At 70.7% G+C, this 26,588-nt stretch carries 21 protein-coding genes; 14 read left to right on the forward strand and 7 right to left on the reverse strand.

Annotated elements, in window-relative coordinates; genetic code table 11:
- The first annotated feature begins 122 nt into the window (after positions 1-122).
- On the forward strand, positions 123-1,079 hold the full coding sequence (locus OG624_RS29210; RefSeq protein ID WP_078909441.1) for a bifunctional riboflavin kinase/FAD synthetase: 957 nt from the start codon (positions 123-125) through the stop codon (positions 1,077-1,079).
- A gap of 63 nt (positions 1,080-1,142) precedes the next feature.
- On the opposite strand, the gene OG624_RS29215 is transcribed toward OG624_RS29210, so the two are convergent.
- The 3 genes from OG624_RS29215 to eccE all read right to left on the reverse strand — a co-directional run bounded on the left by OG624_RS29215 (position 1,143) and on the right by eccE (position 5,702).
- Positions 1,143-3,629 carry an SCO5717 family growth-regulating ATPase gene (locus OG624_RS29215; protein WP_371639975.1) on the reverse strand — a complete coding sequence of 829 codons (2,487 nt, stop codon included), beginning with the start codon at positions 3,627-3,629 and terminating at the stop codon, positions 1,143-1,145.
- A 106-nt stretch (positions 3,630-3,735) separates the two neighbouring features.
- Positions 3,736-4,434, reverse strand: a complete 699-nt coding sequence (locus OG624_RS29220) for a hypothetical protein (RefSeq protein WP_030766978.1) — start codon at positions 4,432-4,434, stop codon at positions 3,736-3,738.
- Positions 4,431-5,702, reverse strand: a complete 1,272-nt coding sequence (eccE, locus tag OG624_RS29225) for a type VII secretion protein EccE (RefSeq protein ID WP_033223025.1) — start codon at positions 5,700-5,702, stop codon at positions 4,431-4,433. Before eccE ends, OG624_RS29220 begins: the two co-directional genes overlap by 4 nt.
- 258 nt (positions 5,703-5,960) lie before the next feature.
- On the opposite strand from eccE, the gene eccB reads away from it, so the two are divergent.
- The 4 genes from eccB (at position 5,961) to OG624_RS29245 (ending at position 9,705) form a co-directional block, all read left to right on the forward strand.
- Positions 5,961-7,538: a type VII secretion protein EccB gene (eccB, locus tag OG624_RS29230; protein WP_033223026.1), complete on the forward strand. Its 1,578-nt coding sequence runs from the start codon at positions 5,961-5,963 to the stop codon at positions 7,536-7,538.
- A gap of 11 nt (positions 7,539-7,549) precedes the next feature.
- Positions 7,550-8,806 (forward strand): type VII secretion-associated serine protease mycosin, encoded by a 1,257-nt coding sequence (gene mycP / locus OG624_RS29235; RefSeq protein ID WP_051763475.1) that lies wholly within the window; start codon positions 7,550-7,552, stop codon positions 8,804-8,806.
- Positions 8,807-9,021: 215 nt separating this feature from the next.
- A complete protein-coding gene (locus OG624_RS29240; RefSeq protein WP_033223028.1) occupies positions 9,022-9,351 on the forward strand; it encodes a hypothetical protein in 330 nt (109 codons plus the stop codon).
- Positions 9,352-9,396: 45 nt separating this feature from the next.
- Positions 9,397-9,705 carry a WXG100 family type VII secretion target gene (locus OG624_RS29245; protein WP_033223030.1) on the forward strand — a complete coding sequence of 103 codons (309 nt, stop codon included), beginning with the start codon at positions 9,397-9,399 and terminating at the stop codon, positions 9,703-9,705.
- Positions 9,706-9,787: 82 nt separating this feature from the next.
- Here the strand turns inward: OG624_RS29245 and OG624_RS29250 are convergent, their stop codons facing one another.
- Entirely contained in the window at positions 9,788-10,033 is a 246-nt protein-coding gene (locus OG624_RS29250) for a DUF397 domain-containing protein (RefSeq protein WP_030708695.1), read from the reverse strand.
- A 130-nt stretch (positions 10,034-10,163) separates the two neighbouring features.
- Positions 10,164-14,120 carry a type VII secretion protein EccC gene (locus tag OG624_RS29255; protein ID WP_033223033.1) on the reverse strand — a complete coding sequence of 1,319 codons (3,957 nt, stop codon included), beginning with the start codon at positions 14,118-14,120 and terminating at the stop codon, positions 10,164-10,166.
- A 196-nt stretch (positions 14,121-14,316) separates the two neighbouring features.
- On the opposite strand from OG624_RS29255, the gene eccD reads away from it, so the two are divergent.
- From eccD to OG624_RS29285, 6 genes are all read left to right on the forward strand, one after another.
- Positions 14,317-15,837, forward strand: coding sequence for a type VII secretion integral membrane protein EccD (gene eccD / locus OG624_RS29260; protein WP_033223035.1), 1,521 nt, complete (start codon positions 14,317-14,319; stop codon positions 15,835-15,837).
- A 185-nt stretch (positions 15,838-16,022) separates the two neighbouring features.
- On the forward strand, positions 16,023-16,310 hold the full coding sequence (rpsO, locus tag OG624_RS29265) for a 30S ribosomal protein S15 (protein ID WP_033223037.1): 288 nt from the start codon (positions 16,023-16,025) through the stop codon (positions 16,308-16,310).
- Positions 16,311-16,616: 306 nt separating this feature from the next.
- Positions 16,617-18,839 (forward strand): polyribonucleotide nucleotidyltransferase, encoded by a 2,223-nt coding sequence (locus tag OG624_RS29270; RefSeq protein WP_033223039.1) that lies wholly within the window; start codon positions 16,617-16,619, stop codon positions 18,837-18,839.
- Positions 18,836-20,215, forward strand: coding sequence for a M16 family metallopeptidase (locus tag OG624_RS29275; RefSeq protein ID WP_033223041.1), 1,380 nt, complete (start codon positions 18,836-18,838; stop codon positions 20,213-20,215). The genes OG624_RS29270 and OG624_RS29275 overlap by 4 nt, the downstream gene beginning before the upstream one ends.
- 26 nt (positions 20,216-20,241) lie before the next feature.
- Positions 20,242-20,994, forward strand: a complete 753-nt coding sequence (gene dapB, locus OG624_RS29280; protein ID WP_030718733.1) for a 4-hydroxy-tetrahydrodipicolinate reductase — start codon at positions 20,242-20,244, stop codon at positions 20,992-20,994.
- A gap of 16 nt (positions 20,995-21,010) precedes the next feature.
- Positions 21,011-21,463 carry a hypothetical protein gene (locus OG624_RS29285; RefSeq protein ID WP_371639976.1) on the forward strand — a complete coding sequence of 151 codons (453 nt, stop codon included), beginning with the start codon at positions 21,011-21,013 and terminating at the stop codon, positions 21,461-21,463.
- A gap of 35 nt (positions 21,464-21,498) precedes the next feature.
- Here OG624_RS29285 and OG624_RS29290 read toward each other — a convergent pair whose 3' ends face one another.
- Positions 21,499-22,065: a hypothetical protein gene (locus OG624_RS29290; protein ID WP_033223044.1), complete on the reverse strand. Its 567-nt coding sequence runs from the start codon at positions 22,063-22,065 to the stop codon at positions 21,499-21,501.
- 48 nt (positions 22,066-22,113) lie between these two features.
- Positions 22,114-22,353: a hypothetical protein gene (locus tag OG624_RS29295; protein WP_030718745.1), complete on the reverse strand. Its 240-nt coding sequence runs from the start codon at positions 22,351-22,353 to the stop codon at positions 22,114-22,116.
- Positions 22,354-22,586: 233 nt separating this feature from the next.
- Here OG624_RS29295 and thyX point away from each other — a divergent pair, with 233 nt between their 5' ends.
- The 3 genes from thyX to OG624_RS29310 all read left to right on the forward strand — a co-directional run bounded on the left by thyX (position 22,587) and on the right by OG624_RS29310 (position 26,237).
- Entirely contained in the window at positions 22,587-23,327 is a 741-nt protein-coding gene (thyX, locus tag OG624_RS29300; protein ID WP_030718752.1) for an FAD-dependent thymidylate synthase, read from the forward strand.
- Positions 23,328-23,527: 200 nt separating this feature from the next.
- Complete coding sequence (dapA, locus tag OG624_RS29305) at positions 23,528-24,427, forward strand: 4-hydroxy-tetrahydrodipicolinate synthase (protein ID WP_161290006.1); 900 nt, start codon at positions 23,528-23,530, stop codon at positions 24,425-24,427.
- 124 nt (positions 24,428-24,551) lie between these two features.
- A complete protein-coding gene (locus tag OG624_RS29310; protein WP_033223048.1) occupies positions 24,552-26,237 on the forward strand; it encodes a ribonuclease J in 1,686 nt (561 codons plus the stop codon).
- Positions 26,238-26,588: the final 351 nt, after the last annotated feature.

Here is a 26,588-nt window from a genome sequence, read left to right on the forward strand (position 1 = left end):
AGACACGGTGGTGGATCGAGTCAGATGCCGATGCGGGGCACCGGCCACGGGCATGGCAGTCTTAGACCTGCAATCGGCAATCAGTTCAAGGACTAAACGGGTTCGGGCGAGGAGCGGTCACAGTGCAGCGCTGGCGTGGCTTGGAGGACATCCCCCAGGACTGGGGACGCAGCGTCGTCACCATCGGCTCCTACGACGGCGTGCACCGGGGACATCAGCTGATCATCGGGCGGGCGGTGGCCACGGCGCGTGAGCTCGGCGTCCCCTCCGTGGTGGTCACCTTCGACCCGCACCCGAGCGAGGTGGTCCGTCCCGGCAGCCACCCGCCGATCCTGGCCCCGTACGACCGGCGCGCCGAGCTGATGGCCGGGCTGGGCGTGGACGCGCTGCTGATCCTGCCGTTCACGGCGGAGTTCTCCCAGCTGTCCCCGGCCGACTTCATCGTGAAGGTCCTCGTCGACAAGCTGCACGCGCGCGCCGTCATCGAGGGCCCGAACTTCCGCTTCGGCCACCGGGCCGCCGGGAACGTCGACTTCCTGCGCGAGCTGGGCTCCACGTACGACTACGTGGTGGACGTCGTGGACCTGGTCGAGCGGGGCGAGGCGGGCGGCGGGGTGCCGTTCTCCTCGACGCTGGCGCGCCGGCTGGTGGCGGAGGGCGACATGGACGGTGCGGCCGAGATCCTGGGGCGTCCGCACCGGGTCGAGGGCGTGGTGGTGCGCGGTGCGCAGCGCGGGCGCGAGCTCGGCTACCCGACGGCGAACGTCGAGACGCAGCCGCACACCGCGATCCCGGCGGACGGGGTCTACGCGGGCTGGCTGACGGCGGACGGCGAGCGGATGCCCGCGGCGATCTCGGTGGGGACGAACGTGCAGTTCGACGCTACTGAGCGGACCGTGGAGGCGTACGCGATCGACCGCGTCGGCCTGGACCTGTACGGGATGCACGTCGCCGTCGACTTCCTCGCGTACGTGCGGGGGATGGCGAAGTTCGAGTCGCTGGACGGGCTGTTGGAAGCGATCGCGGACGATGTGAAGCGGGCGCGGGTCCTGACGGACTCGTACGACCTGAAGCGCTGACGGACGCAACGGAAGGGCCCGTACCACCCCCGGGGTGGTACGGGCCCTTCGTCGTGCCGTCGGTCAGCCGAGCCGCGGGTCGCGCGGGGGCTGTTGGGGCTGGGGCGGCTGCTGCTGCGGGGCCTGGGGCTGCTGCCAGGGCTGGCCGGGCTGCGGGTACGGCTGGCCGTAGGGCTGGGGCTGTTGGGGCTGCGGCGGCTGCTGGTACGGAGACGGGCCCGGGGGCTGTCCGTACGGCTTCGGCTGCTGAGGCGGCTGCTGCCCGTAGGGCTGCTGGGGAGCCTGGGGCTGCTGCGGCGCACCCCAGTGTCCTTGCGGGGCCTGTTGCTGGGCCCGTAGGAAGTCCTCGGCCACGAGCGCGGAGAGGTTGAAGTACGCCTCGCGCGTCTTGGGCCGCATCATGTCGAGGTCGACCTCGGCGCCGGCCGCGAGGTGTTCGTCGAACGGCACGACGACGACACCGCGGCAGCGGGTCTCGAAGTGCTGCACGATGTCCTCGATCTTGATCATCTTGCTGGTCTCGCGGACCCCCGAGATGACGGTCAGGGAGCGCGAGACGAGGTCGGCGTACCCGTGGGCGGAGAGCCAGTCGAGGGTGGTGCTGGCGCTGCTGGCGCCGTCCACGGACGGGGTGGAGATGATGATCAGCTGATCGGCCAGGTCCAGGACGCCGCGCATGGCGGAGTAGAGGAGGCCGGTGCCCGAGTCGGTGAGGATGATCGGGTACTGGCGGCCCAACGTCTCGATGACGCGGCGGTAGTCCTCGTCGTTGAAGGTCGTGGAGACGGCCGGGTCCACGTCGTTGGCGATGATCTCCAGGCCGGAGGGCGCCTGGGAGGTGAACCGGCGGATGTCCATGTACGAGTTCAGGTACGGGATCGCCTGGACCAGGTCCCGGATGGTGGCGCCGGTCTCGCGGCGGACCCGGCGGCCGAGGGTACCGGCGTCGGGGTTCGCGTCGATGGCCAGGATCTTGTCCTGGCGCTCGGTGGCGAGGGTGGCTCCGAGGGCGGTGGTGGTCGTGGTCTTGCCGACGCCGCCCTTGAGGCTGATGACGGCGATGCGGTAGCAGGACATGACCGGGGTGCGGATCAGCTCCAGCTTGCGCTGGCGCTCCGCTTCGGCCGCCTTGCCGCCGAAGCGGAACCGGCCGCCTACACCGTTGTTGTTGTTCTTGGGCTTCTGCTTGTTGCGCAGCAGGCGGTCGGAGGACAGCTCGACGGCGGCGGTGTAGCCGAGGGGCGCCCCGCCGCCGGTCTGGCCGGCCGAGTAGCGCGGGTCGTGCGGCTGCGGCTGAGGTGCCGGCTGGTGCTGGTGCTGCGGGGGCTGCTGCTGCCCGGGCCCGGCGGACCACTGACCGGCCGCACGGGGGTCGTAGGGCTGCGGCGGGGCCGGGGCCGGGGCCGGCTGCGGCTGCTGGGGCTGCGGCGGCGCGGGAACCGACGGCGGGAACGGGTAGCCCTCCGGGGTCCCGAACGCGGGCGGCGGCGACGGCAGTTCACCACCGGGTCCCCCGAACGGGGCCTCCGCGACGGGCGGCGGCGCGTCCACGGGGCCGGCCGGCGCGGGCGCCGACACCGCCACGGGCTGCTCGGCGGGCGGCAGTACGGGCGTTCCCTCGGCGGGAGTGTCCTGCGGTCCGGCCCAGGGCGCGGGCGGAACCTCCGCGACCGGGTCGGTGACCGGCTCCGCGACGGGGGCCGACGGCAGGTCCGGGTACGGGGTGACCGTGTCGACGGGCGGCAGCGCCGGGAACGGCGTCGCGGGCGGGGTCTCCACCGGAGCCGGCTCCGGAGCGACCTCCTCGGCCGCGGGCAGTGGTACGGGTACCTCGGCGACCGGGGTCGGGTCCGGGAAGACCGGGTCCGGGGACGGCGCGATCGGAGCCGGTGCCGGGATTTCGAGCGCGGGCGGAGCCTCCTCGACCGGAATCGGAGCCGGAGCCGCCACGGGAGCCTCGACCGGAGCCGGAGCCTCGATCGGCGCGGGAGTGGGGGTGGGAGCGGGAGCCGGAACCGGGGCGTGGTTCGCGTACGGCAGGCCCGACTCGACGGGGGCCGGAGCCACGATCGGAGCCGGAACCTCGGCCGGAGCCGGAGCCGGAGCCGGAGCCGGAACCGGAGCCGCGATCGGAGCCGGTGCCAGCACCTCGGCCGGAGCCGGACTCGGAGTCTCGATCGGGGCCGGGGCCGGAGCCGGGGTCGAGTACGGCAGGGCCGGCGCCTGGTACGGCGGGGTGGCCTCGACCGGGGCCGCGGGAGCGGGCGGGAACGGAGCGGGCAGCCCCGCTCCGTCGGACGGCGTCCGCGGGACCGGCGGAGCGATCGGCGCCGTCGAGGGCGACGCCGGTTCCGACGGGCGGTGGGGCTCGAAGCCACTGCCCTCGGGGAGCCCCGGCACCTGCGCGGCCGGGGTTCCACCCTGCATGTACCAGGCGGGCGGGGTGTAGTCGATGGTGAACTCGCCCGTCACATCGGGCTCCGCGTCGGACTGATCGTCCGTCGGGACGTCCCACGTCCCGCCGCGCCTCTCGTTCCGATCGCCGCTCACTGGTCCTCCTGGTCTGTCGAACACTGGTCCGGCGCCCACCTCGCCGCGCCCGGACCCAGCCTAATCGCGCCCCGACGCCACTGTCCGCCCCCCTCAGGGGGCCGGGTCAGTCGATGCGCCGGGCCCCGCCGAGCAGGCCCGTCTCGGCGTCCGTCCCCTGGGTCATCACGAACTGCCGGTCCCGCGGCGTGCACCACAGGGTCACCCCGTCGCCCAGCGTCGGCAGGGAGTCCACCGCCGGTCTGGGGAGCCGCATGAGACGCCCGATCTGCTCCGCTTCGTCCGGGGACACCCGCTGCACGCCCACCAGGGACGACTGCTGCAGCAGGCGCGGCGCCGTGGGACTCAGGTACGGCAGCAGGGTCAGCACCGACTGCCAGGGCCCGGCCACCACGCGCCCGCGCGGCGGCCGCATGCCGCAGTCGCGGATCACCAGCACCGGGCTGCCGGCCGAGGCGCCCTGCGGCGGGATCCGGCCCACCTCGTGCAGGGTCACGCACTGCTGCCCGCCGCCCGCGGCCTGGGCCAACCCGGACCACACCTGCCCGCGCCCGGTCTCCACCGCCACGCGCGCACCCGTGGCCGCCGCGCGCAGCGCCAGCACCTGGGCCGTCCACAGACCGCCGATCAGCGTCACCTCGTACGGCGTCGGCCGGTTGATGCCGAGCACCGCCGACCGGCCCTCGGCGTCCACACCGATGACGACCCCGTCGTCCCCGACGGGCAGCGCCAGCAGGTCCAGGTCCGCGGCGGGCACCACGTGCCGCTCCCGACGCGGGCCGACCAGCCCGAATCCGCCCCTCATCGCGCCCCTCCCAGCGGCAGCGAAGCCAGCAGCCCCGGCACCTGTTCACGGTCGAGCCGGACCAGTCCGGTCTTCACGCCCCGTGCCGTCCTCTCCAACTCCCGGCGGGCCGATACGAGTTCCTCGTCACTACGACCCGTCACCCGTACGTGTCCGGTCAGGGTGACGCCCTGTCGCTCAGCCGGGGCCATCGTCAGGCTGAAGTTGGTCGCGAGCGCGGGCAGCGAGGTGAGCAGCGCCACGAACTGCGGCAGCGCCGCACCGGCGCCACCCAGCTGCGGCCAGCGGCCTATCCAGTACGTCGTGTGCCGTCGGTCGTCGCAGCGCCAGGTCCGCGAGGTCTCCTCGGTCCGCCGCCCCGTGCTGTTGGAGCGCCCGGCCTGGGTGATCGCCATCGGGTTCGCGCACGAGGAGGTGGCCAGTGCCGCGGTCAGTTCCTGCTCGGTCAGTACGGTCGCCGTGAACCCGGCCCCGGCCAGCCGGCTCGCCAACTGGTCCGCCGCGCGCACCAGGCAGCGCTGCGCACCTTCCAGACCGCCGCCCCGCGCGGTGACCGCCTCCGGGCACAGTTCCGGGTCCAGCTTGAGCGCTATCCACGTCAGCCGGACCGCGGGGGTGCCCGTCCGGGCCTGCAGCGGCGCGTAGTTGCGCGTCGCCATCGACCGCTCGGGCAGGTGCGGGGCCGGCGCAGGCTGGGTGTGCTGCACGAGCTGCGCCGACTCCAGCCGGATGCCGTCCACTTCGAGGATGTCCCGGACGACGGCCAACGGCAGCGGCCGCGCCGCCCGGTCGGGCCGCAGCGCGGTGGCGTCCGTGTCCACCTGGACGACCGCGGTCAGGAAGGTCCCGTCGCCGACCATCCCGACCGGACGCCGGTCACGGTCGCTGAAGGTGAGGGTGCGCAGGGCCGGGTCGGCCTCGACCAGCGGGGCGAGCCCCGGCTCCGTGCCCGCGGGCACGGTGAAGGCGGCGGCCCGGCGCCGGCGGGAACGCAGCGCGAGCGCGCCACCGATCCATTCCGGCAGGGAGCGCTGGTGGCGGCGTACGACCGCGAGCACCACGAGGACGAGCGCCAGGACACCGGCGGGAACCAGCAGCAGCGGTTCGACCACCCAGGCCACCAGCAGGGCGGCTGCCGCGACTTGGAGCAGCACGAGCTGTTGCAGTCGGAACGGTCCGAAGCGGCCGGGGCTCGACTTCGGATGCGGCGTCACCCCGACACGTGCCGGTGCGGGCGCGCCGGTCTGCTGTTCCGTCGCGGTGGCCATCACTCGCGCACTTCCCCTTTCCGGGGCCGGACCCCGTGAGTCCGGGCGCTGCGCGGCACCAGCCGCACGTCCCCGGAATCTCCCCAATCCACCCCAACAAGCCCTGATTGACCCGGTGCGGAGGGGGCTGGGCGGCAGCCTCACCCTACCCGGCCCCTTCATACCGTCCGTCAAGAGGCATAGTAGGTGCCCGGTCCGACAATCGAGGCCCGGGGACCGTACTCACCGGCCGGGCCGTGCGGGGAGAAGCAGGCGGTCATGGCATCACGACGTGATGAGCTCAACGCGTACACCTTTGCGAAGCGGCGCACGGTGGCCGCGTTCCTCCAGCCATCCGCCACGGGAACCGAGGAAGGCGCGCCGCGTCCGCTGCGCGCGGTCCTTCCGGGGCTGATCGTCGGCGTGCTCGTGCTCGCCGGGTTCGGCGCCTGGGGCATGTTCAAGCCGACGGCCCCCAAGGGCTGGGCGGAGCCGGGGACCAGGGTCATCGTCGGCAAGGAGTCGACGACCCGCTACGTGGTCCTGACCACGAAGGTGGGCGGCAAGGACCAGACCCGGCTGCACCCGGTGCTGAACCTCGCCTCCGCCCGACTCCTGCTGGACCCGTCGAAGTTCAAGGTGATCCAGGTCGACGACAAGGTCCTGGACGCGGGCAAGCCGCCGCGCGGGCCCATCATCGGCATCCAGTACGCCCCCGACCGGCTCCCCTCCAAGGAGGAGGCCGGCAAGGCCAAGCGCTGGGCCGTCTGCCAGCAGCCCGGCGGCAACGGCCGTGGCGTGCAGACCGCCACCTTCGTGCTCGCCGACCGCGAGGCCGCCCGGACGGACGACGCACGCAAGCTCACCGACACCCAGTCGCTGTACGTGCAGAGCACGGCCCCGGGCCAGGAGCGCTACCTGGTCGACGCGGCCGGGACGAAGTACAAGTTCCCGGAGGGCACCCCGGCCGCCGGAACGATGACCAACGCGCTGGTCGGCACCGGCGCCACCCCGCAGCAGGTCAGCCCCGAATGGCTGGGGACCCTCAACTCCGGCGAGGACCTGTCCTTCCCGGCGCTGCCCGGCAAGGCCGGCACCGACGCCGGGGTGAAGGGTCTGGGCACCGCCGACAACAAGGTCGGAATGGTGCTCCAGGCGCAGACCGGCTCCGGCGCGCAGCACTACGTGGTGCTGCCCGGGAAGGTCGCCCCGGTCTCCGACTTCGTCGCCTGGCTGCTGATCTCGGCGCCCGCCACCGACGGCCTCAACATGCACGGCAAGCCCCGCGAGGTCGACCTCCAGTCGATCAACCCGGACCCCGCCCCGTTCGCGGGCGACGTCAAGTGGCCCCAGAAGAAGACCGAACGCATCAACCAGACGACGCCGCCCGCCGGTAACCAGTCCGGTGGGGCGAACAACCGCGACACGGTCTGCAGCGTCCTGCGCTCGGTCGACGGCCAGGGCAACCAGACCCTGAGCACCTGGGCCGGCACCGGCTTCCCGATCGACATCACCGCCAGCGGCACCAGCGCGTACGTCACCCCGGGCTCGGGCCTGCTCTACACCCAGGTCCAGGGCAAGCAGACCACGGCCGGTGGCTCCCTCTTCCTGGTCACCGACACCGGGCTGCGGTACGCCGTCCAGGCCAACGGCGACAGCGACAGCGAGCAGTCGAAGATCGGCGCGCCCGACCAGTCGAAGACGGGTGCGGACGGCCGCCCCGAGGCCAGCCAGGCACAGGTCCGGCTCGGCTACGGCAACGTCACCCCGGCCATGGTGCCCATCGCCTGGTCGGAGTTCCTCTCCAAGGGGCCGCGCCTGGACACCAACTCAGCCCGTCAGCCCCAGGGTTCGTGAGGAAGCCGCCGATGACCCAGACCCACGCGTCCCGGCGGGCCCTCCTGGTCGCCGCCTTCGCCCTCACCCTGGCCTCGGGCGGCACGGGCACGGCCGCCGCGGCCACGGGCGCCGCACCGCAGCCCCCGTACGCGCTGCGCCTCGACGGCGCGGGGGAGTGCACCTTCCCGATGAAGAAGCAGATCGAGGACCGGCCCTGGGCCCTCCAGCGACTGCTGCTCGACGAGCTCTGGGCGCAGACCAAGGGCAAGGACACGAGCGGCAAGAGCGTCCGCGTCGCCGTCATCGACACCGGCGTGGACCGGGCGAACCCGCAGCTCAGCGCGGCCATCGACACCGGCGCCGGCAAGGACTTCGTCGACCCGAAGGGCGGCGACGGCACCATCGACACCGTCGGCCACGGCACCAAGGTCGCCGGTCTGATCGCGGCCCGCCCCCAGCAGGGCACCGGCTTCGTCGGACTGGCCCCGGACGCCACCATCATTCCGATCCGGCAGAACGACGGGCAGGGCAAAGGCAACGCCGCGAACCTGAGCCAGGCCATCGACCACGCGGTGGCCAAGGGCGCCCAAGTGATCAACATCTCCCAGGACACCGACGCGCAGCTGTCCGCCGAATCCGACCTCGGCAAGTCGGTCCAGAAGGCCGTCGCCGCCAACGTCGTGGTCGTGGCCTCGGCGGGCAACGACGGCATGAGCGGCCAGAAGCGCAAGACCTACCCGGCCGCCTTCCCCGGCGTGCTCGCCGTGGGCGCCTCGGACCGCAACAACGAGCGGGCCCAGTTCTCCCAGCCCGGTGACTTCATCGGGGTGGCGGCGCCCGGCGTCGACATGGTCTCCACCGTCCCCGGCTTCGGCCAGTGCATCGACAACGGCACCAGTTTCTCCGCACCGTACGTCGCCGGAGTCGCCGCCCTGCTGCGCGCCGAGCACACGGACTGGTCCGCGCAGCAGATCGTCTGGCAGATCCAGAACACCGCCGAACGCACGATCAAGGGCCGTGACGACTACGTGGGTTGGGGCGTCATCGACCCGGTGCGCGCGCTCTCCCACGACCAGGAGGCGCCGAAGGCCCCGGTGCCCGACCCCGGCCCGCCCCCGGCGGCCGCCCCGGAGGCGGCGCCGCTGCGACTGACGGAGACGGCCCAGGAGCGCCAGGAGCGATTCGGCACGTACGCTCTCGGCATCGGGGCGATCCTGATCGCCGTCATCGCCGGAACGGCGACGGTCGTCCGCGACGCCCGTCGCCGCAAGGGCCGTTTGCAGTGAACGGTCACAGTTCATCTACGGAAGCGCCCCACCGGTGTTGGGGCTGTCAGATGAACTGGCTAGAGTGACACCAGGCTTCACGAGTGTGATCGGGGGATCGCGTGGAGCGGAGGGGGACGCCCGAGGGCGCGTGGCTCGAAGCCGCGCCGGGTGCGTGTCCGCTCCGCTGCGCAATCCGCCGGTTCTGCCGGCGAATTGAGAAATGAGGAGCTTCGATGAGCACGAACACCTTCGGACTTGCAGACGATCCGGTCATCAAGGCGAAGACCAAGATCGAAGAGACGGGAACGGCCGTCTCCAAGCAGGCCCGCGAGCTGGCTGACATCCTCGCCACCGTGAGCGCCGGCTGGACCGGTGTCGGTGCCGAGGGCTTCAAGCGGGCCCAGGTGATGCTGAACGAGGACCACGACGAGATCCGTCGTCTGCTCCGCGTCCTGCACCACGCGGTGTCCGAGACCAAGAACCTGACCAACGCCCAGGACGACGAGGTGCAGGCGGCGTTCCGGCAGGGGATCCAGTCCATCTCCGGCCTCAACAGCATCTGACCCACGTCGTTTTCAGGTAACGCGCTCAGCGAGAAGGAGAAGCACATGGCTGCCGACGACGGCCACACAAAGGTCCGGTATGACAGCGTCCAGCAGATGGCCACCCGCATCCGCCAGGTCTCGAAGCACATCATCGACGACCTGGAAGCGATGGAGCGGGCGGTGAAGGTCGTCACGGACACCTGGGACGGTGAGGCGCACGGCCAGTACGTCCAGCTCCAGACCAAGTACCGCACCAAGGCCGACCACATGAAGGACATGCTGGAGAAGGTCGCCCAGCTCGTCGAGCGCGGCAAGGACGACTACCGCGCCACCGACAAGAAGGCCTCGCAGCTGTTCACCGAGGCCTTCTGAGCCCGGTCGCCGACAGGCCCGCACACGCCGAAGGGGCGCGCCCGCACCGGGCGCGCCCCTTCGGCATGCTCCTGCGCCCCCTTCAGGGACGGTGCCGGTCGAGGTCGAACTCCCCGTCCCTGGCACCCAGCACGAAGGCCTCCCACTCGGCGGCCGTGTAGCGCAGCACCGTGTCCCGGTCCAGCGAGGACCGCATCGCCACCGCGCCCTCGGGAAGCCGGGCGATCTCGACCCGCTCCTCGTCCGGGCTGGTCCCGGGCGGCCCCTCCCACTCCACGCCGCTGATGTCGAGCGCGTACAGCTCGTCCTTCTCCTGCTGAGTGCCCATGGGCGGCCTCTCCCTCGGTGGCGCGTGTTCACCGCCGATTATCGGTGCTGCGCCACCGACCGGGAGAGGTTTCCGCCCGATCCTTCCCGGTCGCCGGCCCCTGACAGGTGTCCGGCCACCGGGAAGGCGATCACATGTGACCCGGCATCCGCCCGAGCTGCACCAGCGAGGTCCCCCGCCGGCGCGAGGCGAAGTACGCCCGGCCCGGCGGCATCGGACGCGGCCGCACGGTGCCGACGAGGTCGCCCTCGGACGGGTCGCCGGACAGCACGATGCCCTGCGCGCCCAGCTCCTTGATCCGCTGCATGAACGGCTCGTACATCGAACGCGAGGCACCCGCCGAGTTGCGGGCGATGATGAAGCGGACGCCCGTGTCCCGTGCGAACGGGAGGAACTCCACCAGCGGCGCCAGCGGATTGCCCTGACTGGTGGCCACCAGGTCGAAGTCGTCGATCACGATGTACACGTCCGGACCCGTCCACCAGCTGCGGTCACGCAGCTGCTGCGGGGTGACGTCGGTCGGCGGCTGCCGGCGCGAGAACACCCCGCCCAGCGCCTCCATGTGCATCTGCAGGGAGCTCGCCATCGGCGCGTACTCCAGCAGGTGCTCCTCCGGCAGTGCCCCGAGCAGGCTCCGCCGGTAGTCGCCGACGACCAGGCGCGCCTGGTCCGGCGTGTAGCGCTCGGAGATCTGCTTGGCGATGAGCCGCAGCAGGTTCGTCTTGCCCGACTCGCTCTCGCCGAAGACGAGGAGGAAGGGGTCGGTCTCGAAGTCGACGAACACCGGCTCCAGGTTCGTCTCGTCGATACCGATCGCGATCCCGCGGTCGGGGTGCTCCCCGCCCTTGGGCAGCTGGTCGGAGTGGAGCAGCCGCGGCAGCAGCCGCACGCCCGGAGCCGCCTGCCCCGACCAGTTCTGCTTCACCGCTTCCACGAAGGCGGCCGTGGCCTCCGACAGGTCCCCCGCGTCGTGCGAGCCGTCGATCCGCGGCAGCGCGCCCAGGAAGTGCAGCTTCTCCGCCACCTGACCGCGGCCCGGCATCCCGGGCGGGACGTTCGCCGCGACCTTCCGGTCGAACTCGGAGTCCATGGTGTCGCCGAGCCGCAGCTCCAGCCGGCTGAGCATCTGGTCCTTGAGCGCGGCCCGGACCTCCATGTAGCGCGCCGCCGTGATCACCACGTGGATGCCGTAGCCCAGACCGCGGGAGGCGATGTCGGTGACGATCTGCTCCAGGCCGTCGTACTCGCCCTTGAAGTTGCCCCAGCCGTCGACGATCAGGAACACGTCGCCCCACGGCTCACCGGGCAGGTCGCCCGCCGCCCGGCGGCGCCGATAGGTGCCGATCGAGTCGATGTTGTTCGCGCGGAAGAACTCCTCACGACGGTTGAGGATGCCCCCCACCTCCGCGACCGTACGCCGGACCCGCTCCGGGTCCAGGCGCGAGGCGATCCCGCCCACGTGCGGCAGCTCGGAGACCGCCGACAGACTGCCACCGCCGAAGTCCAGCCCGTAGAACTGCACCTCGCGCGGGGTGTGCGTGAGCGCGAACGAGGAGATCAGCGTCCTCATCAGCGTCGACTTGCCCGACTGCGGACCACCGACCACCATCAGGTGGCCCGCCGCACCCGAGAAGTCCCGGTACAGCACCTCGCGCCGCTGCTCGAACGGCTTGTCGATGAGGCCGAGCGGTACGACGAGCCCACCGGGCCGCGTGTACCCGTCCGCGTGCAGCCCGCGCTCCGCGCTCGGCGCCAGCGCCGGCAGCAACTGGTCCAGCGGCGGAGCCTGGTCGAGCGGCGGCAGCCACACCTGGTGCGCCGGCACCCCCTGACCCTCCAGCCGGCTCACGATCACGTCCAGCACCGTGTCCGCCAGCGCGTCGTCCTCGCGCACCGACTGCGCCGCCAGGTACGCCGGGTCCGGGGCCGCGTACACCACCGGCACCGGGGCCGCCGTGAACAGCGCGGGCCGCCGCTCCACCGGGAACTGCCCCACCGACAGGTCGGGCCCGCCCGAGCGGTAGGTGCCCGAGACGTACGCCGCCTTGAAGCGGGTCATCTCGTCCGTGCCGAACTTCAGGTAGCCCGAACCGGGCACCGACGGCAGGTGGTAGGCGTCCGGCACACCGATCGCGGTCCGCGACTCCGCCGCCGAGAAGGTCCGCAGACCGATCCGGTACGACAGGTACGTGTCCAGGCCGCGCAGCTTGCCCTCCTCCAGGCGCTGCGAGGCCAGCAGCAGGTGCACACCCAGCGATCGGCCGATGCGGCCGATCTGGATGAACATGTCGATGAAGTCCGGCTTCGCCGTCAGCAGCTCGCTGAACTCGTCGATGACCAGCACCAGCGAGGCCAGCGGCTCCAGCGGGGCACCGGCCGCGCGGGCCTTCTCGTAGTCGTGGATGTTGGCGTAGTTGCCCGCCGAACGCAGCAGCTCCTGGCGGCGCTGCAGCTCACCGCGGATCGAGTCGCCCATGCGGTCCACGAGCGTGAGGTCGTCCGCCAGGTTGGTGATCACCGCCGCCACGTGCGGCATCTGCCCCATGCCCGTGAAGGTCGCACCACCCTTGAAGTCGGCGAGCACGAAGTTCAGCGTCTCCGAGGTGTGCGTGACCGCCAGACCCAGCACCAGCGTGCGCAGCAGCTCCGACTTGCCGGAACCGGTCGCGCCCACGCACAGACCGTGCGGACCCATGCCCTCCTGCGCGGCCTCCTTCAGGTCCAGCATGACCGGAGAGCCGTCCTCACCGACACCGATCGGCACGCGCAGCCGCTCACCGGCCGACCTCGGCCGCCAGGTCCGCGCCACGTCGACCGCCGCCGCGTCACCCAGGTTCAGCAGGTCGGTGAAGTCCAGATTGGCCAGCAGCGGCTCGTCGTCGTCCCCGCCGCCCGTGCGCATCGGCGCCAGCTGCCGGGCCAAGGCCTCCGCCGCGGGCAGCGACAGGGTGTCCGGCACGCCCTCGTACGCGACCCCCGCACCCGACTCCAGCCGCAGCCGACCCGGCCGCACCACGACCGACAGCCCACCGCGCTGCTCGTCCAGCTCGCCCGCGACCACCTCGACGATGGTGACGCCCTGCAGTCCCTCGGCCGCCGCGAACACCGAGTCCGGCGGCACCATGCCCCCGTCCAGCACGACCACCAGGTGCGGCTGGTCCAGCACCGGGGACACCTCGCGGCTGAACCGCGGCCGGCTTTCCAGCCGCGAGGCCAGCAGCCCCTCCAGCTCGGCGAGGTCATCACCGAACAGCCGCTTCGTACCGGCCCCGTCGACCTGACCGGGGACCTGCGTGTGCGGCAGCCACTTCGTCCAGTCCCACGACGGCACCGCACCCGGCGCGGCCACCACGGCCACCATCAGGTCCTCGGGGGAGTGCAGCGTCGCCAACTGCGCCACCATCGCCCGCGCGGTACTGCGCGCGGACTCCGGCTCCCCGGACACCGTCACGTGGTAGAAGGCGCGTATCGACAGCGCCATCGGCAGCCCGTCCAACGAGGAGTGCACCTTCAGGAACCGCTGCATCGCGCCCGCGGTCAGCGGCTCCAGCTCGTCCACCGGCGCGGTGTCCGGCGCCACCAGCGGCGTCGCCAGGCGCTGCGCGCCCAACCCGAGCCGGGCCTGCCCGAAGTCCCGGTCACCGACCCGTCGCTCCCACAGCCGCGAGCCCTCCGCCACCACCGACCACAACTGCTCGGGGGCCGGGTGCAGATACAACTGCGCGTCGCGCTGCGCCCGCGCGGTCCGCCGTACCTGACGACGCGTCTGCGCGAGATATTTGAGGTAGTCCCGGCGCACATCGGCCATTTGCCCCTGCGTACCACGCCGGTGGCGCACCAACTGGGCGACCACCATGGCCACCGTCGACACCAGCATCAGCACACCCATGATGCGCATGAAGGGGGCCGCGCCCGGCATGAAGAAGAAGACGACGGAGGAGCCCATGCCGAGCATCGGCAGGAGCTGCATCAGCATGCCCTCCTGCTGCCCGCGCGGAAGTTCGGGCGGAGCTTCCAGCCGCAGCTCCTCCGCGGGAACCTCAGGCGGCAGGGACCGCGGCGGGCGTTTGACGACGATCTGGCTCACCGGAGCATCAATCCCTCGAAAACGGACGGGACGTCGCAACCGGCGCCCCCAAGTCCCGGGCGCGAAGGGGGTCTCCCCCACGCGACGGTGATCCTACTTGCCGACAGTCGGTCATAAGCCCGGTAGGGTGGCGCGCGCAGCATGCGCATCCGCGAATCGTCCGCCGGTGCGGGCACCAACCAGGGGGGTCTCACAGGTGAGTACGGCCGGGACGACGGGTTTCTGCAGGGTCACCGTCGTGGCCCCCGACAGTCGCATCGACGTCGCCCTCCCCGAGGACATCGCCGTCGCCGACGTCTACCCCGAGCTGCTGCGCCTCACCGGCCAGACCCAGCCCGTGGGCGCCCCGACCGGCTTCCACCTCGTACGCCGCTCCGGCACCGTCCTCGACGGCGCCCGGACCCTCGCCGGCCAGCAGGTGCTCGACGGCGAGGTGCTGAGCCTGCGCCCCTTCGCCGAATCCCTGCCGCCCGCCGTGTTCGACGACGTCTCCGACGCCGTCGCCTCCGCCGTCGTCCGCGACCGGCACCGCTGGAGCGACGACATGCTGCGCGGCGCGGGCCTGGCCGGCGCCGCCGTGCTGCTCGTCATGCTGGGCTTCGTCCTCTGGTACGCCGACCCGCTGCGCCACGACATGCACGGCCTGCCCGGGATCATCGCGGGCGCCGTCGGCATCCTCCTCACCGCCGTCGCCGGAGTGCGCGCCCGGGTCTACCGCGACCGGCTCTCCGCCGTCGCGCTCGGCCTCGGCGCCCTCCCGCACCTGATGATCGCCGGCTCCGGGATCATCGCTCCGGCCGTCGGCCAGGGCCCCGGCCGCCTCCAGTTCCTGCTCGGCTGCGTCTGCGCCCTGGTCGCCTCCGTCGCCCTGGTCGCGCTCACCCCCAGTGGCGACGCCCCCTTCGTCGCGGCCACCTTCGTCGCCGCCACCGGAACCCTCGCCACCTTCGTGGCCATCGCCACCGAGGCGTCCGCCACCGACACCGCCGCCGTCTGCGCACCCGTCGCCATCGGCCTCGTCGCCTTCCTCCCCGGCCTCTCCGCCCGCTTCGCCCGCCTGCCCATCGGTTACGCCGCCCCGCAGAGCGCCACGGACGAGTACGTCGACCACGCGGGGACCCCGGACCGCTACGAGACCGAGCCCTACGGCGAGCAGTCCGGCTCCGACCAGCACGAGGCGGCCGGTACCCCGCTCGACGCCGAGGCCATCGCCGCCCAGGCCCGCCGCGGCCACGAGATGCTGCTCGGCCTGGTCGGCGGCTGCGCCGCGGTCGCCGTCGGCGCCGCCGCGGTCCTCGGCTTCTCCGAGAACACCTGGGGCCGCCTGCTGGCGCTCGCCACCGGCCTCGCGATGCTGCTGCGCGCCCGCCTCTTCCGTTACACCTCCCAGGTGGTCTGCGCCCTGACCGCGGGCCTCGTCGCCATCGCGCTGCTGATCCTGGGCATGGCCCTGCACCCGCCGACCGAGCTGCTCGAAGCCCTCCTGCTCAAGCACGACAGCAGCGGCCTGGACCTCCGTACGATCTGGCTGACCGCCGCCGTCGCGGCCGGCGCCGCCCTCCTCGCCGGAATTGCGCTGGTCATTCCCCGCAAGGGTCTGTCACCCTTCTGGGGGCGGCTGCTCGACCTCACCGAGGCGGCGGTCCTGCTCAGCCTCGTACCCCTTACCCTGGCCGTGCTGGACGTCTACTCCCGCGCCAGGTCTCTCACCAGCTGAGACGCGGCGGAGCGGCAGCCTGGTACGCTGTGTGACGGCCGTTTGTGTACGCGTCCCCCGGACCCCTCGACAAGAGGATCTGTGGACTGCGCTCAGCGGACCCCGCCTCCCGAGTAACGGAAGCTCCCCAGAGACTCAGACCTGGGGCACTCGGTGGCAACGAAGACCTATCACGAGGAGTACGCGTGCCGCTCGACGCCGCTACGAAGAAGCAGATCATCACCGAGTTCGGTGCCAAGGAGGGCGACACCGGCTCCCCCGAGGTCCAGGTCGCGATGCTCTCGCGCCGCATCTCGGACCTCACCGAGCACCTCCGGACGCACAAGCACGACCACCACTCCCGTCGTGGTCTGCTGATCCTGGTCGGCCAGCGTCGCCGCCTGCTGCAGTACCTGGCCAAGAAGGACATCCAGCGCTTCCGTGCGCTGGTCGAGCGCCTCGGCATCCGCCGCGGTGCGGCCGGCGCCAAGTAAGACGCCGTGAAGGGAGCGGTTCCCACATCCGGGGGCCGCTCCCTTTGCTGTACGTGCGGGACGGACCGGACCCTTTGTAGTCTGGAACGGACGCACGTGTACGTCCGACGACGAGACGTGCACAACTGAAGAGGAGAAGCGCCCTCCCACGCCGCCGGTCCTCGGTAGTGGCACCCGGAATGCCCCCAAGGGCAACGAACCGGGTGCTTCGATCGAAGACCGGCCCGCACGCCAGGAGCGCTTCTCCGCAACCGTCCACCGCCACACGGGCGGCGGACGGAGACGACGAAAATGGAGAAAACGCTAGTGGAGAACGAGACCCACTACGCCGAGGCCGTCATTGACAACGGTTCCTTCGGCACCCGCACCATCCGCTTCGAGACGGGCCGTCTGGCCCGCCAGGCCGCCGGCTCCGCCGTTGCCTACCTGGACGACGACACGATGGTGCTGTCCGCCACCACCGCGTCGAAGAAGCCCAAGGACCAGCTCGACTTCTTCCCCCTGACGGTGGACGTCGAGGAGCGGCAGTACGCGGCCGGCAAGATCCCCGGCTCCTTCTTCCGCCGTGAGGGCCGCCCCTCCGAGGACGCGATCCTCACCTGCCGCCTGATCGACCGCCCGCTGCGCCCGTCCTTCAAGAAGGGCCTGCGCAACGAGATCCAGGTCGTCGCCACGATCATGGCGCTCAACCCCGACCACCTGTACGACGTCGTCGCGATCAACGCCGCGTCCGCGTCCACCCAGCTGGCCGGTCTGCCCTTCTCCGGCCCGATCGGCGGCGTCCGCGTCGCGCTGATCCGCGGCCAGTGGGTCGCGTTCCCGACGCACACCGAGCTCGAGGACGCCGTCTTCGACATGGTCGTCGCGGGTCGCGTCCTGGAGGACGGCGACGTCGCGATCATGATGGTCGAGGCCGAGGCCACCGAGAAGACCATCGCCCTCGTCAAGGGCGGCGCCGAGGCGCCGACCGAGGAGGTCGTCGCCGCCGGTCTGGACGCCGCGAAGCCCTTCATCAAGGTCCTCTGCAAGGCCCAGTCGGACCTGGCCGCCAAGGCCGCCAAGCCCGAGGGCGAGTTCCCGGTCTTCCTGGACTACCAGGACGACGTGTACGAGGCCCTCGCGGCCGCCGTCAAGGGCGAGCTCTCCCAGGCGCTGACCATCGCGGGCAAGCAGGACCGCGAGGCCGAGCTGGACCGCGTCAAGGAGATCGCCGCCGAGAAGCTCCTCCCGGCCTTCGAAGGCCGCGAGAAGGAGATCTCCGCCGCGTACCGCAGCCTGACCAAGGCCCTGGTCCGCGAGCGCGTCATCAAGGACAAGGTCCGCATCGACGGCCGCGGGATCACGGACATCCGTACCCTCGCCGCCGAGGTCGAGGCCATCCCGCGCGTGCACGGCTCGGCGCTGTTCGAGCGTGGCGAGACCCAGATCCTGGGCGTCACCACCCTCAACATGCTCCGCATGGAGCAGCAGCTGGACACCCTCTCCCCGGTGACCCGCAAGCGCTACATGCACAACTACAACTTCCCGCCGTACTCCGTCGGCGAGACCGGCCGCGTCGGTTCGCCGAAGCGCCGCGAGATCGGCCACGGCGCGCTCGCCGAGCGCGCGATCGTGCCGGTCCTCCCGACCCGCGAGGAGTTCCCCTACGCGATCCGTCAGGTGTCCGAGGCCCTCGGCTCCAACGGCTCGACGTCCATGGGCTCGGTCTGCGCCTCCACCATGTCGCTGCTGAACGCCGGTGTGCCCCTCAAGGCCCCCGTCGCCGGTATCGCCATGGGGCTGATCTCCCAGGAGATCGACGGCAAGACGCACTACGTCGCCCTCACCGACATCCTCGGTGCGGAGGACGCCTTCGGCGACATGGACTTCAAGGTCGCCGGCACCAAGGAGTTCGTCACCGCCCTCCAGCTGGACACCAAGCTGGACGGCATCCCGGCCTCCGTCCTGGCCGCGGCCCTCAAGCAGGCCCGCGACGCCCGCCTCCACATCCTCGACGTGATGATGGAAGCGATCGACACGCCGGACGCCATGTCCCCGTTCGCCCCCCGGATCATCACCGTCAAGATCCCGGTGGACAAGATCGGTGAGGTCATCGGGCCCAAGGGCAAGATGATCAACCAGATCCAGGAGGACACCGGCGCCGAGATCACGATCGAGGACGACGGCACCATCTACATCGGTGCCTCCGACGGCCCGGCCGCCGAGGCCGCCCGTGCCACGATCAACTCGATCGCCAACCCGACCATGCCGGAGGTCGGCGAGCGCTACCTGGGTACGGTCGTCAAGACCACCACCTTCGGTGCCTTCGTCTCCCTCATGCCCGGCAAGGACGGCCTGCTGCACATCTCGCAGATCCGCAAGCTCGCCGGTGGCAAGCGCGTGGAGAACGTCGAGGACGTGCTCGCGGTCGGTACCAAGGTCCAGGTCGAGATCGCCGAGATCGACCAGCGCGGCAAGCTCTCGCTGGTCCCCGTGATCGACGGCGAGACCGCCGGTGACGACGCTGACAAGGACGACTCCGACAAGTGATGTCGCGTAGTTCCCGTGTGACGGCCCGCCCCTCTTCGGAGGGGCGGGCCGTCGCCCGTACCCAAACCCTCCTCAAGGGCAGCAACGGCATCGGCACCGTCCGGCGCACGGTCCTGCCCGGCGGACTGCGCATCGTCACCGAGACGCTGCCCTCCGTCCGCTCCGCCACCTTCGGTATCTGGGCGCACGTCGGCTCCCGTGACGAGACGCCCACGCTGAACGGCGCCACGCACTACCTGGAGCACCTCCTCTTCAAGGGCACCCACCAGCGCAGTGCCCTCGACATCTCCTCCGCGATCGACGCGGTCGGTGGCGAGATGAACGCCTTCACGGCGAAGGAGTACACCTGCTACTACGCCCGGGTGCTCGACACCGACCTGCCGCTGGCCATCGACGTGGTCTGCGACATGCTCACCGGCTCGCTGATCCGCGAGGAGGACGTCGACGCCGAGCGCGGGGTCATCCTCGAAGAGATCGCGATGACCGAGGACGACCCGGGCGACGTGGTGCACGACCTGTTCGCGCAGACCATGTACGGGGACACCCCCCTGGGGCGCCCGGTCCTCGGTACCGTCGACACGATCAACGCGCTCGGCGCCGACCGGATCCGCCGCTTCTACAAGAAGCACTACGACCCGACGCACCTGGTCGTGGCCGCGGCCGGCAACGTCGACCACAACAAGGTCGTGCGCCAGGTCCGCGCCGCCTTCGAGAAGGCCGGCGCGCTGACCCGTACCGACGCCGAGCCGATCGGCCCGCGCACCGGCACCAAGCGCATCCGCACCGCCGGCCGCGTCGCCCTGGTGAACCGCAAGACCGAGCAGGCCCACGTGGTCCTCGGCATGCCGGGCCTCGCCCGTACCGACGAGCGGCGCTGGGCGCTGGGCGTACTGAACACCGCCCTCGGCGGCGGCATGTCCTCGCGCCTCTTCCAGGAGGTCCGCGAGAAGCGCGGCCTGGCCTACAGCGTGTACTCGTACACCTCGGGCTTCGCCGACACCGGTCTCTTCGGCGTGTACGCGGGCTGCCGCCCCAACCAGGTGCACGACGTGCTCCGGATCTGCCGCGACGAGCTCGACAAGGTCGCGACCGAGGGACTGGCCGACGACGAGATCAAGCGGGCCATCGGCCAGCTCTCCGGGTCCACCGTCCTCGGCCTGGAGGACACCGGCGCGATCATGAACCGGATCGGCAAGAGCGAGCTGTGCTGGGGCGACCAGATGTCGGTCGACGACATGCTGGCCCGGATCGCCGCCGTGACCCCGGACGACGTCCGCTCGGTCGCACAGGATGTACTGGCACAGCGGCCCTCGCTCGCGGTGATCGGCCCGCTGAAGGAGAAGCAGGCCGCCCGTCTCGACGAAGCGGTCGCCTAGTTCCGTACGGCAAGTAAGGAAGCGATATGAGCAAGCTGCGCGTGGCGGTCCTCGGAGCCCAGGGCCGGATCGGCGCCGAGGCCGTCAAGGCGGTCGAGGCCGCCGAGGACATGGAACTGGTGGCGGCGCTCGGCCGCGGCGACAAGCTGGAGACGCTGGCCGAGGCCGGCGCCCAGGTCGCGGTCGAGCTGACCACCCCGGCATCGGTGATGGGGAACCTCGACTTCCTCATCCGCCACAACATCCACGGAGTGGTCGGTACCACCGGCTGGACCGAGGATCGCCTCGCGCAGCTGGGCACCTGGCTCGACGGCGCACCGGAGACCGGTGTGCTCATCGCCCCGAACTTCTCCATCGGCGCCGTCCTCACCATGAAGTTCGCCGCCCAGGCCGCCCGGTACTTCGAGTCCGTCGAGGTCGTCGAGCTGCACCACCCCAACAAGGTCGACGCCCCCTCGGGCACGGCGACCCGTACGGCGCAGCTCATCGCGGCCGCCCGCGCCGAGGCCGGCCTCGGCGCCCAGCCGGACGCCACCGCCACCGCCCTCGACGGCGCGCGCGGCGCGGACGTCGACGGCGTTCCGGTGCACGCCATCCGCCTGCGCGGCCTGCTGGCCCACCAGGAGGTGCTGCTCGGTGGCGAGGGCGAGACCCTGACCATCCGTCACGATTCCCTGCACCACAGCAGCTTCATGCCGGGCATCCTGCTCGGTGTGCGCCGCGTGACGCAGACCCCGGGCCTCACTTTCGGCCTGGAACACTTCCTCGACCTGGGCTGACCGGACTGATTTCACGATGCGCGCGAAGATCACGTACTTCATCACGGCCGCCGTCCTGGTGGTCTACTTCGTCCTGGTCGGCAGCCGGGGCCTGATGCTCATCGAGCACGGGACCCTGCTCACGGTCACCTTCGGGGTGGCCGTGCTGATCCTGCCGGTCATCGGTGTCTGGTTCCTCTGGCAGAACACCCGGTTCGTCACGCGGGCCAACCTTCTCGCCACCGAGCTGGAGGCCGAGGGCGGCCTGCCCGTCGACGAGCTGGAGCGGGACAGGTACGGGCGGATCCTGCGGGATTCCGCCGACGAGGTCTTCGCGCGCCGCAAGGCCGATACCGAGGACGCGCCGGGGGACTGGCGCAGCTGGTTCCGCCTCGCCGTCGCCTACCACGACGCCCGGGACACCCCGCGGGCGCGCAAGGCGATGCAGCGGGCGATCGCCCTGCACGACAAGAAGCCCGTACAGGTCTGATCCCTGTACGGGCTTCCGGTGGCGGTTCGGGCCGGTCAGGCGGCCACGGGCCGGTACTCGTCGGCCCAGGCGCCCACTGTGTCGGCGGCCCGGTCGAAGGCCTCGGTCCGCGACAGGAAGTCGGCGTTGTGGTCGGTCAGCAGCACCGGCGCCTCCGCGCCGCCCTGCGCGGACATCGTCAGCGCCTGCCCCTGCACCGTCCTCGGCAGCCCGAGCCAGCGGACCGGCTGCTGCACCGTACGCAGCTCTCCGATCTCGCTCCACGCGGTGGTGCGGGTCACGAAGAACCCCACCCGGCGCAGCCCGGCGGGGCTCACCCAGACGCCGATGCGCAGGGTCTGCACCGCCGACCCGACGACCGCGAGCGCGGCGATCAGGCAGATCACGGTCCCGCCCGAGCCGCCCGCGAAGGCGACGATCATCGTGGCCAGCAGCATGAAGGCCGACAGCAGGAGCAGCAACGCGCCGATACCCACGCGCCAGGGGCCGGGCCGGTAGGGCCGCCGCCAGCGGTCCTGGTCGGCATGGGCCAGGATCTCGTCGCCGTCGCCGTCGTCATCCACATCGGATACGCCGTCGGCCGTCAGGAAGGGCAGGGGCACGGCTGGACCTCACTCACATGCACGTTCGGTTGGGCTGTGCCCGTGAGGCTACCGCCCCTGGGACGCCTCCGACTGCTGCGACTTCTCCGGCGCCTTGCTCGGCTGCAGTGCGGGCATACCGAGGAGCAGTGAGCCGGCGAGCCCCGCAACCACGGTCAGTCCGACCAGGGTACGGGCGACCAACTGGGTCCTCCCCAGGCGCTCCCGCGGCGGCGGAGTGACATTGCTTCGGAATCGGTCGGCCTCGGAGACGAAGGCGAACGGGACGGGTTCGCGCCGGAGGAACATCAGAACGAATCTCCTCGGGTGGGTGGGTGTGCGTTCCGTCAGGTAGGACGTACGGGCCCGTCAATTGGTGCCGGATTTCGGGACATTAGGAAAAATTCACGGCGGTGCGTCAGGTGTACGACACCCTTCACCGGTCCCGTGAGCACCCCGCCCGGAGCGTGCGTCTGCGCGGCCCGCGCGAGGGGCGCCGTAGAGTGGGCGCGCCCCAGGACGCACGTTTGGAAGGACCCCCGGTGAGCGAAACCGCCGCTTCAGATCTGAAACCCAGCTTCCGCAGTGACGTGACGGTGGAGCTGGTGAAGCACTCCGCCGCCGACTCCGACGTGCTGTGGGCCGCTCGCGTCTCCACGGCCGGCGAGCAGTCGCTGGAGGAGCTGCAGAAGGACCCGGAGCGATCCAAGGGCCTCATCAACTATCTGATGCGCGACCGCCACGGCAGCCCGTTCGAGCACAACTCGATGACTTTCTTCATCAGCGCCCCGATCTTCGTCTTCCGTGAGTTCATGCGCCACCGTGTGGGCTGGTCGTACAACGAGGAGTCGGGTCGCTACAGGGAGCTCGAGCCGGTCTTCTACGTCCCGGACGCCGAGCGCAAGCTGGTCCAGGAGGGCCGCCCGGGCAAGTACGTCTTCGTCGAGGGCACCCAGGCGCAGCAGGAGCTCACCGCCCGCGTCATGGAGGACTCCTACGTGCAGGCCTACGAGGCCTACCGCGAGATGCTCGCCGCGGGCGTGGCCCGGGAGGTTGCCCGTTCGGTCCTGCCGGTCGGTCTTTTCTCGTCGATGTACGCCACCTGCAACGCGCGCTCGCTGATGCACTTCCTCGGTCTGCGGACGCAGCACGAGCTCGCGGCGGTCCCGTCCTTCCCGCAGCGGGAGATCGAGATGGTCGGCGAGAAGATGGAGCAGCACTGGGCGAAGCTCATGCCGCTGACGTACGCGGCCTACAACGGCAACGGTCGCGTTGCCCCATAAGGGCCGATACACCTGCGGCGTACAGATGTACGGCGTCAAGTCCTAAGTGTCCGTATTGCGACGTTTCGTAAAGTTCATCTAGGCTGATCAAACGGACCCGGCACTGCTTGAACCCCCGAGCAGGCAGTGCCGGCGTCCAACACCCCGTTGACGTCCCCCGAGGGGACACCGCGAGCATGGCAGCGAGTAGCGTGTTACCCATGGCTCCGATCTCGACTCCGCAGACCCCCTTCGGGCGGGTCCTCACCGCCATGATCACGCCGTTCACGGCGGATGGCGTACTCGACCTCGACGGCGCGCAGCGGCTCGCCGTCCACCTGGTGGACGCAGGCAACGACGGCCTGATCATCAACGGCACCACCGGTGAGTCGCCGACCACCACCGACGCGGAGAAAAACGACCTCGTACGAGCCGTGCTCGAAGCCGTCGGAGACCGCGCCCACGTGGTCGCCGGCATCGGTACCAACGACACCCGCCACACGCTCGAGCTGGCCCGCCAGGCCGAGCGCACCGGTGCCCACGGCCTGCTCGCCGTCACCCCGTACTACAGCAAGCCTCCGCAGGAAGGCCTCTTCCGGCACTTCACGGCGATCGCCGACGCGACCGAGCTGCCGGTCATGCTCTACGACATTCCCGGCCGCAGTGGTGTCCCGATCGACACCGAAACCCTGGTACGACTGGCCGAGCACCCCCGTATCGTTGCCAACAAGGACGCCAAGGGCGACCTCGGTCGGGCAAGCTGGGCCATCGCGCAGAGCGGTCTGGCCTGGTATTCGGGCGACGACATGCTGAACCTGCCGCTCCTGTCGATCGGCGCGGCCGGATTCGTCTCCGTCGTCAGCCACGTGGTCACCCCCGAGCTGCGCGCCATGCTGGAGGCCCACCTGGGCGGAGACGTCCAGAAGGCGACCGAGATCCACCAGAAGCTGCTCCCGATCTTCACCGGCATGTTCCGTACCCAGGGTGTGATGACCACCAAGGGCGCGCTCAACCTGCAGGGTCTGCCCGCGGGCCCGCTGCGGCTCCCGCTGATCGAGCTGACCGCCGAAGAGACGGCCCAGCTCAAGATCGATCTTGCTGCCGGCGGGGTAGAGCTCTGACAACAGACTTCACAACTGAATAAGAACGAACAAACACATACCGAACAGACAACAGCAAGTGCACGAATGACATGCGCGCCACGTGCCTTCCGGGGTACGTGGCGTGCGTGGTGAGGAGACACTTTTGAGCCATCCGCATCCGGAACTCGGTCCGCCGCCGAAGCTGCCCAAGGGCGGCCTCAGAGTCACCCCCCTGGGTGGTCTCGGCGAGATCGGCCGCAACATGACCGTCTTCGAGTACGACGGCCGTCTGCTGATCGTCGACTGCGGCGTCCTCTTCCCCGAGGAGGAGCAGCCGGGCATCGACCTGATCCTGCCGGACTTCTCGTCCATCCGGGACCGCCTCGACGACATCGACGGCATCGTCCTCACGCACGGCCACGAGGACCACATCGGCGCCGTCCCCTACCTCCTCCGGGAGAAGGCGGACATCCCGCTGATCGGCTCCAAGCTGACGCTGGCCCTCATCGAGGCGAAGCTCCAGGAGCACCGCATCCGCCCCTACACCCTTGAGGTGAAGGAGGGCGAGCGCGAGGCCCTCGGCCCGTTCGACTGCGAGTTCATCGCGGTCAACCACTCCATCCCGGACGCCCTGGCCGTGGCCATCCGTACCGGCGCCGGCATGGTCGTTGCCACCGGCGACTTCAAGATGGACCAGCTCCCGCTGGACAACCGCCTCACCGACCTGCACGCGTTCGCGCGTCTGAGCGAAGAGGGCATCGACCTTCTCCTCTCCGACTCCACGAACGCCGAGGTCCCGGGCTTCGTCCCGCCCGAGCGCGACATCTCCAACGCCATTCGCGGAGTCTTCGCGAGTGCCCAGAAGCGGATCATCGTGGCGTCGTTCGCCAGCCACGTGCACCGCATCCAGCAGATCCTCGACGCCGCCCACGAATTCGACCGCCGGGTCGCCTTCGTCGGCCGTTCGATGGTCCGCAACATGGGCATCGCCCGTGACCTCGGCTACCTGAAGGTCCCGGCCGGTCTGGTCGTCGACGTCAAGACCCTCGACGACCTGCCGGACGACGAGGTCGTGCTGGTGTGTACGGGTTCGCAGGGCGAGCCGATGGCGGCCCTGTCCCGTATGGCCAACCGCGACCACCAGATCCGGATCGTCCCCGGTGACACCGTCATCCTGGCGTCGTCCCTGATCCCGGGCAACGAGAACGCGGTCTACCGCGTGATCAACGGCCTGACCCGCTGGGGCGCCAACGTCGTGCACAAGGGCAACGCCAAGGTGCACGTCTCGGGCCACGCCTCGGCCGGCGAGCTGCTGTACTTCTACAACATCTGCAAGCCGCGGAACCTGATGCCGGTCCACGGCGAGTGGCGCCACCTGCGTGCCAACGCCGAGCTCGGTGCCATGACGGGCGTCCCGAAGGACCGCATCGTCATCGCCGAGGACGGCGTGGTCGTCGACCTGATCGACGGCAAGGCCCGCATCTCCGGCAAGGTCCAGGCCGGCTACGTGTACGTGGACGGCCTCTCGGTCGGCGACGTCACGGAGGTCCACCTCAAGGACCGCAAGATCCTCGGTGACGAGGGCATCATCTCGGTCTACGTCGTGGTGGACAGCAGCACGGGCAAGATCGTCAGCGGCCCGAACATCCAGGCCCGCGGCTCCGGCATCGACGACTCGGCGTTCTCCTCGGTCATCCCGAAGATCGAGGAAGCCATCGCCCGCGCTGCGGCCGACGGCGTCGCCGAGCCGCACCAGATCCAGCAGCTCATCCGTCGCACGATGGGCAAGTGGGTCTCGGACGGCTACCGCCGCCGCCCGATGATCCTGCCGGTCGTCGTCGAGGTCTGACCCTCCACGTAGCGACCGAACGGGAGCGGGGCAACCGGATTTGCATCCGGGGGCCCCGCTCCAGTACGTTTACGTCTCCACCTCGCACGACACCCCGGCACACACGTGTGTCCGGACGGGTCGCGCGAGCGGGTGGGAATCAAGACCCAGGGAGACCTGATAAAGTCTGATCCGCCCGAAAGGGAAAGGCCCCTCCAACGGCCACCAATTCAAATCCCATCCGACTGCGACTTTCGAGAAGCAGGGCGCGGAAATGTTCTGGTAAGGTTGGAATCGCTGGAAAGGGAAAGCGCGAAAGCGAATACCTGGAAAGCACCGAGGAAGTCGGACACGAAAGAGTCTGATAGAGTC

This window comes from Streptomyces virginiae (assembly GCF_041432505.1).
Lineage (GTDB): Bacteria > Actinomycetota > Actinomycetes > Streptomycetales > Streptomycetaceae > Streptomyces > Streptomyces virginiae_A.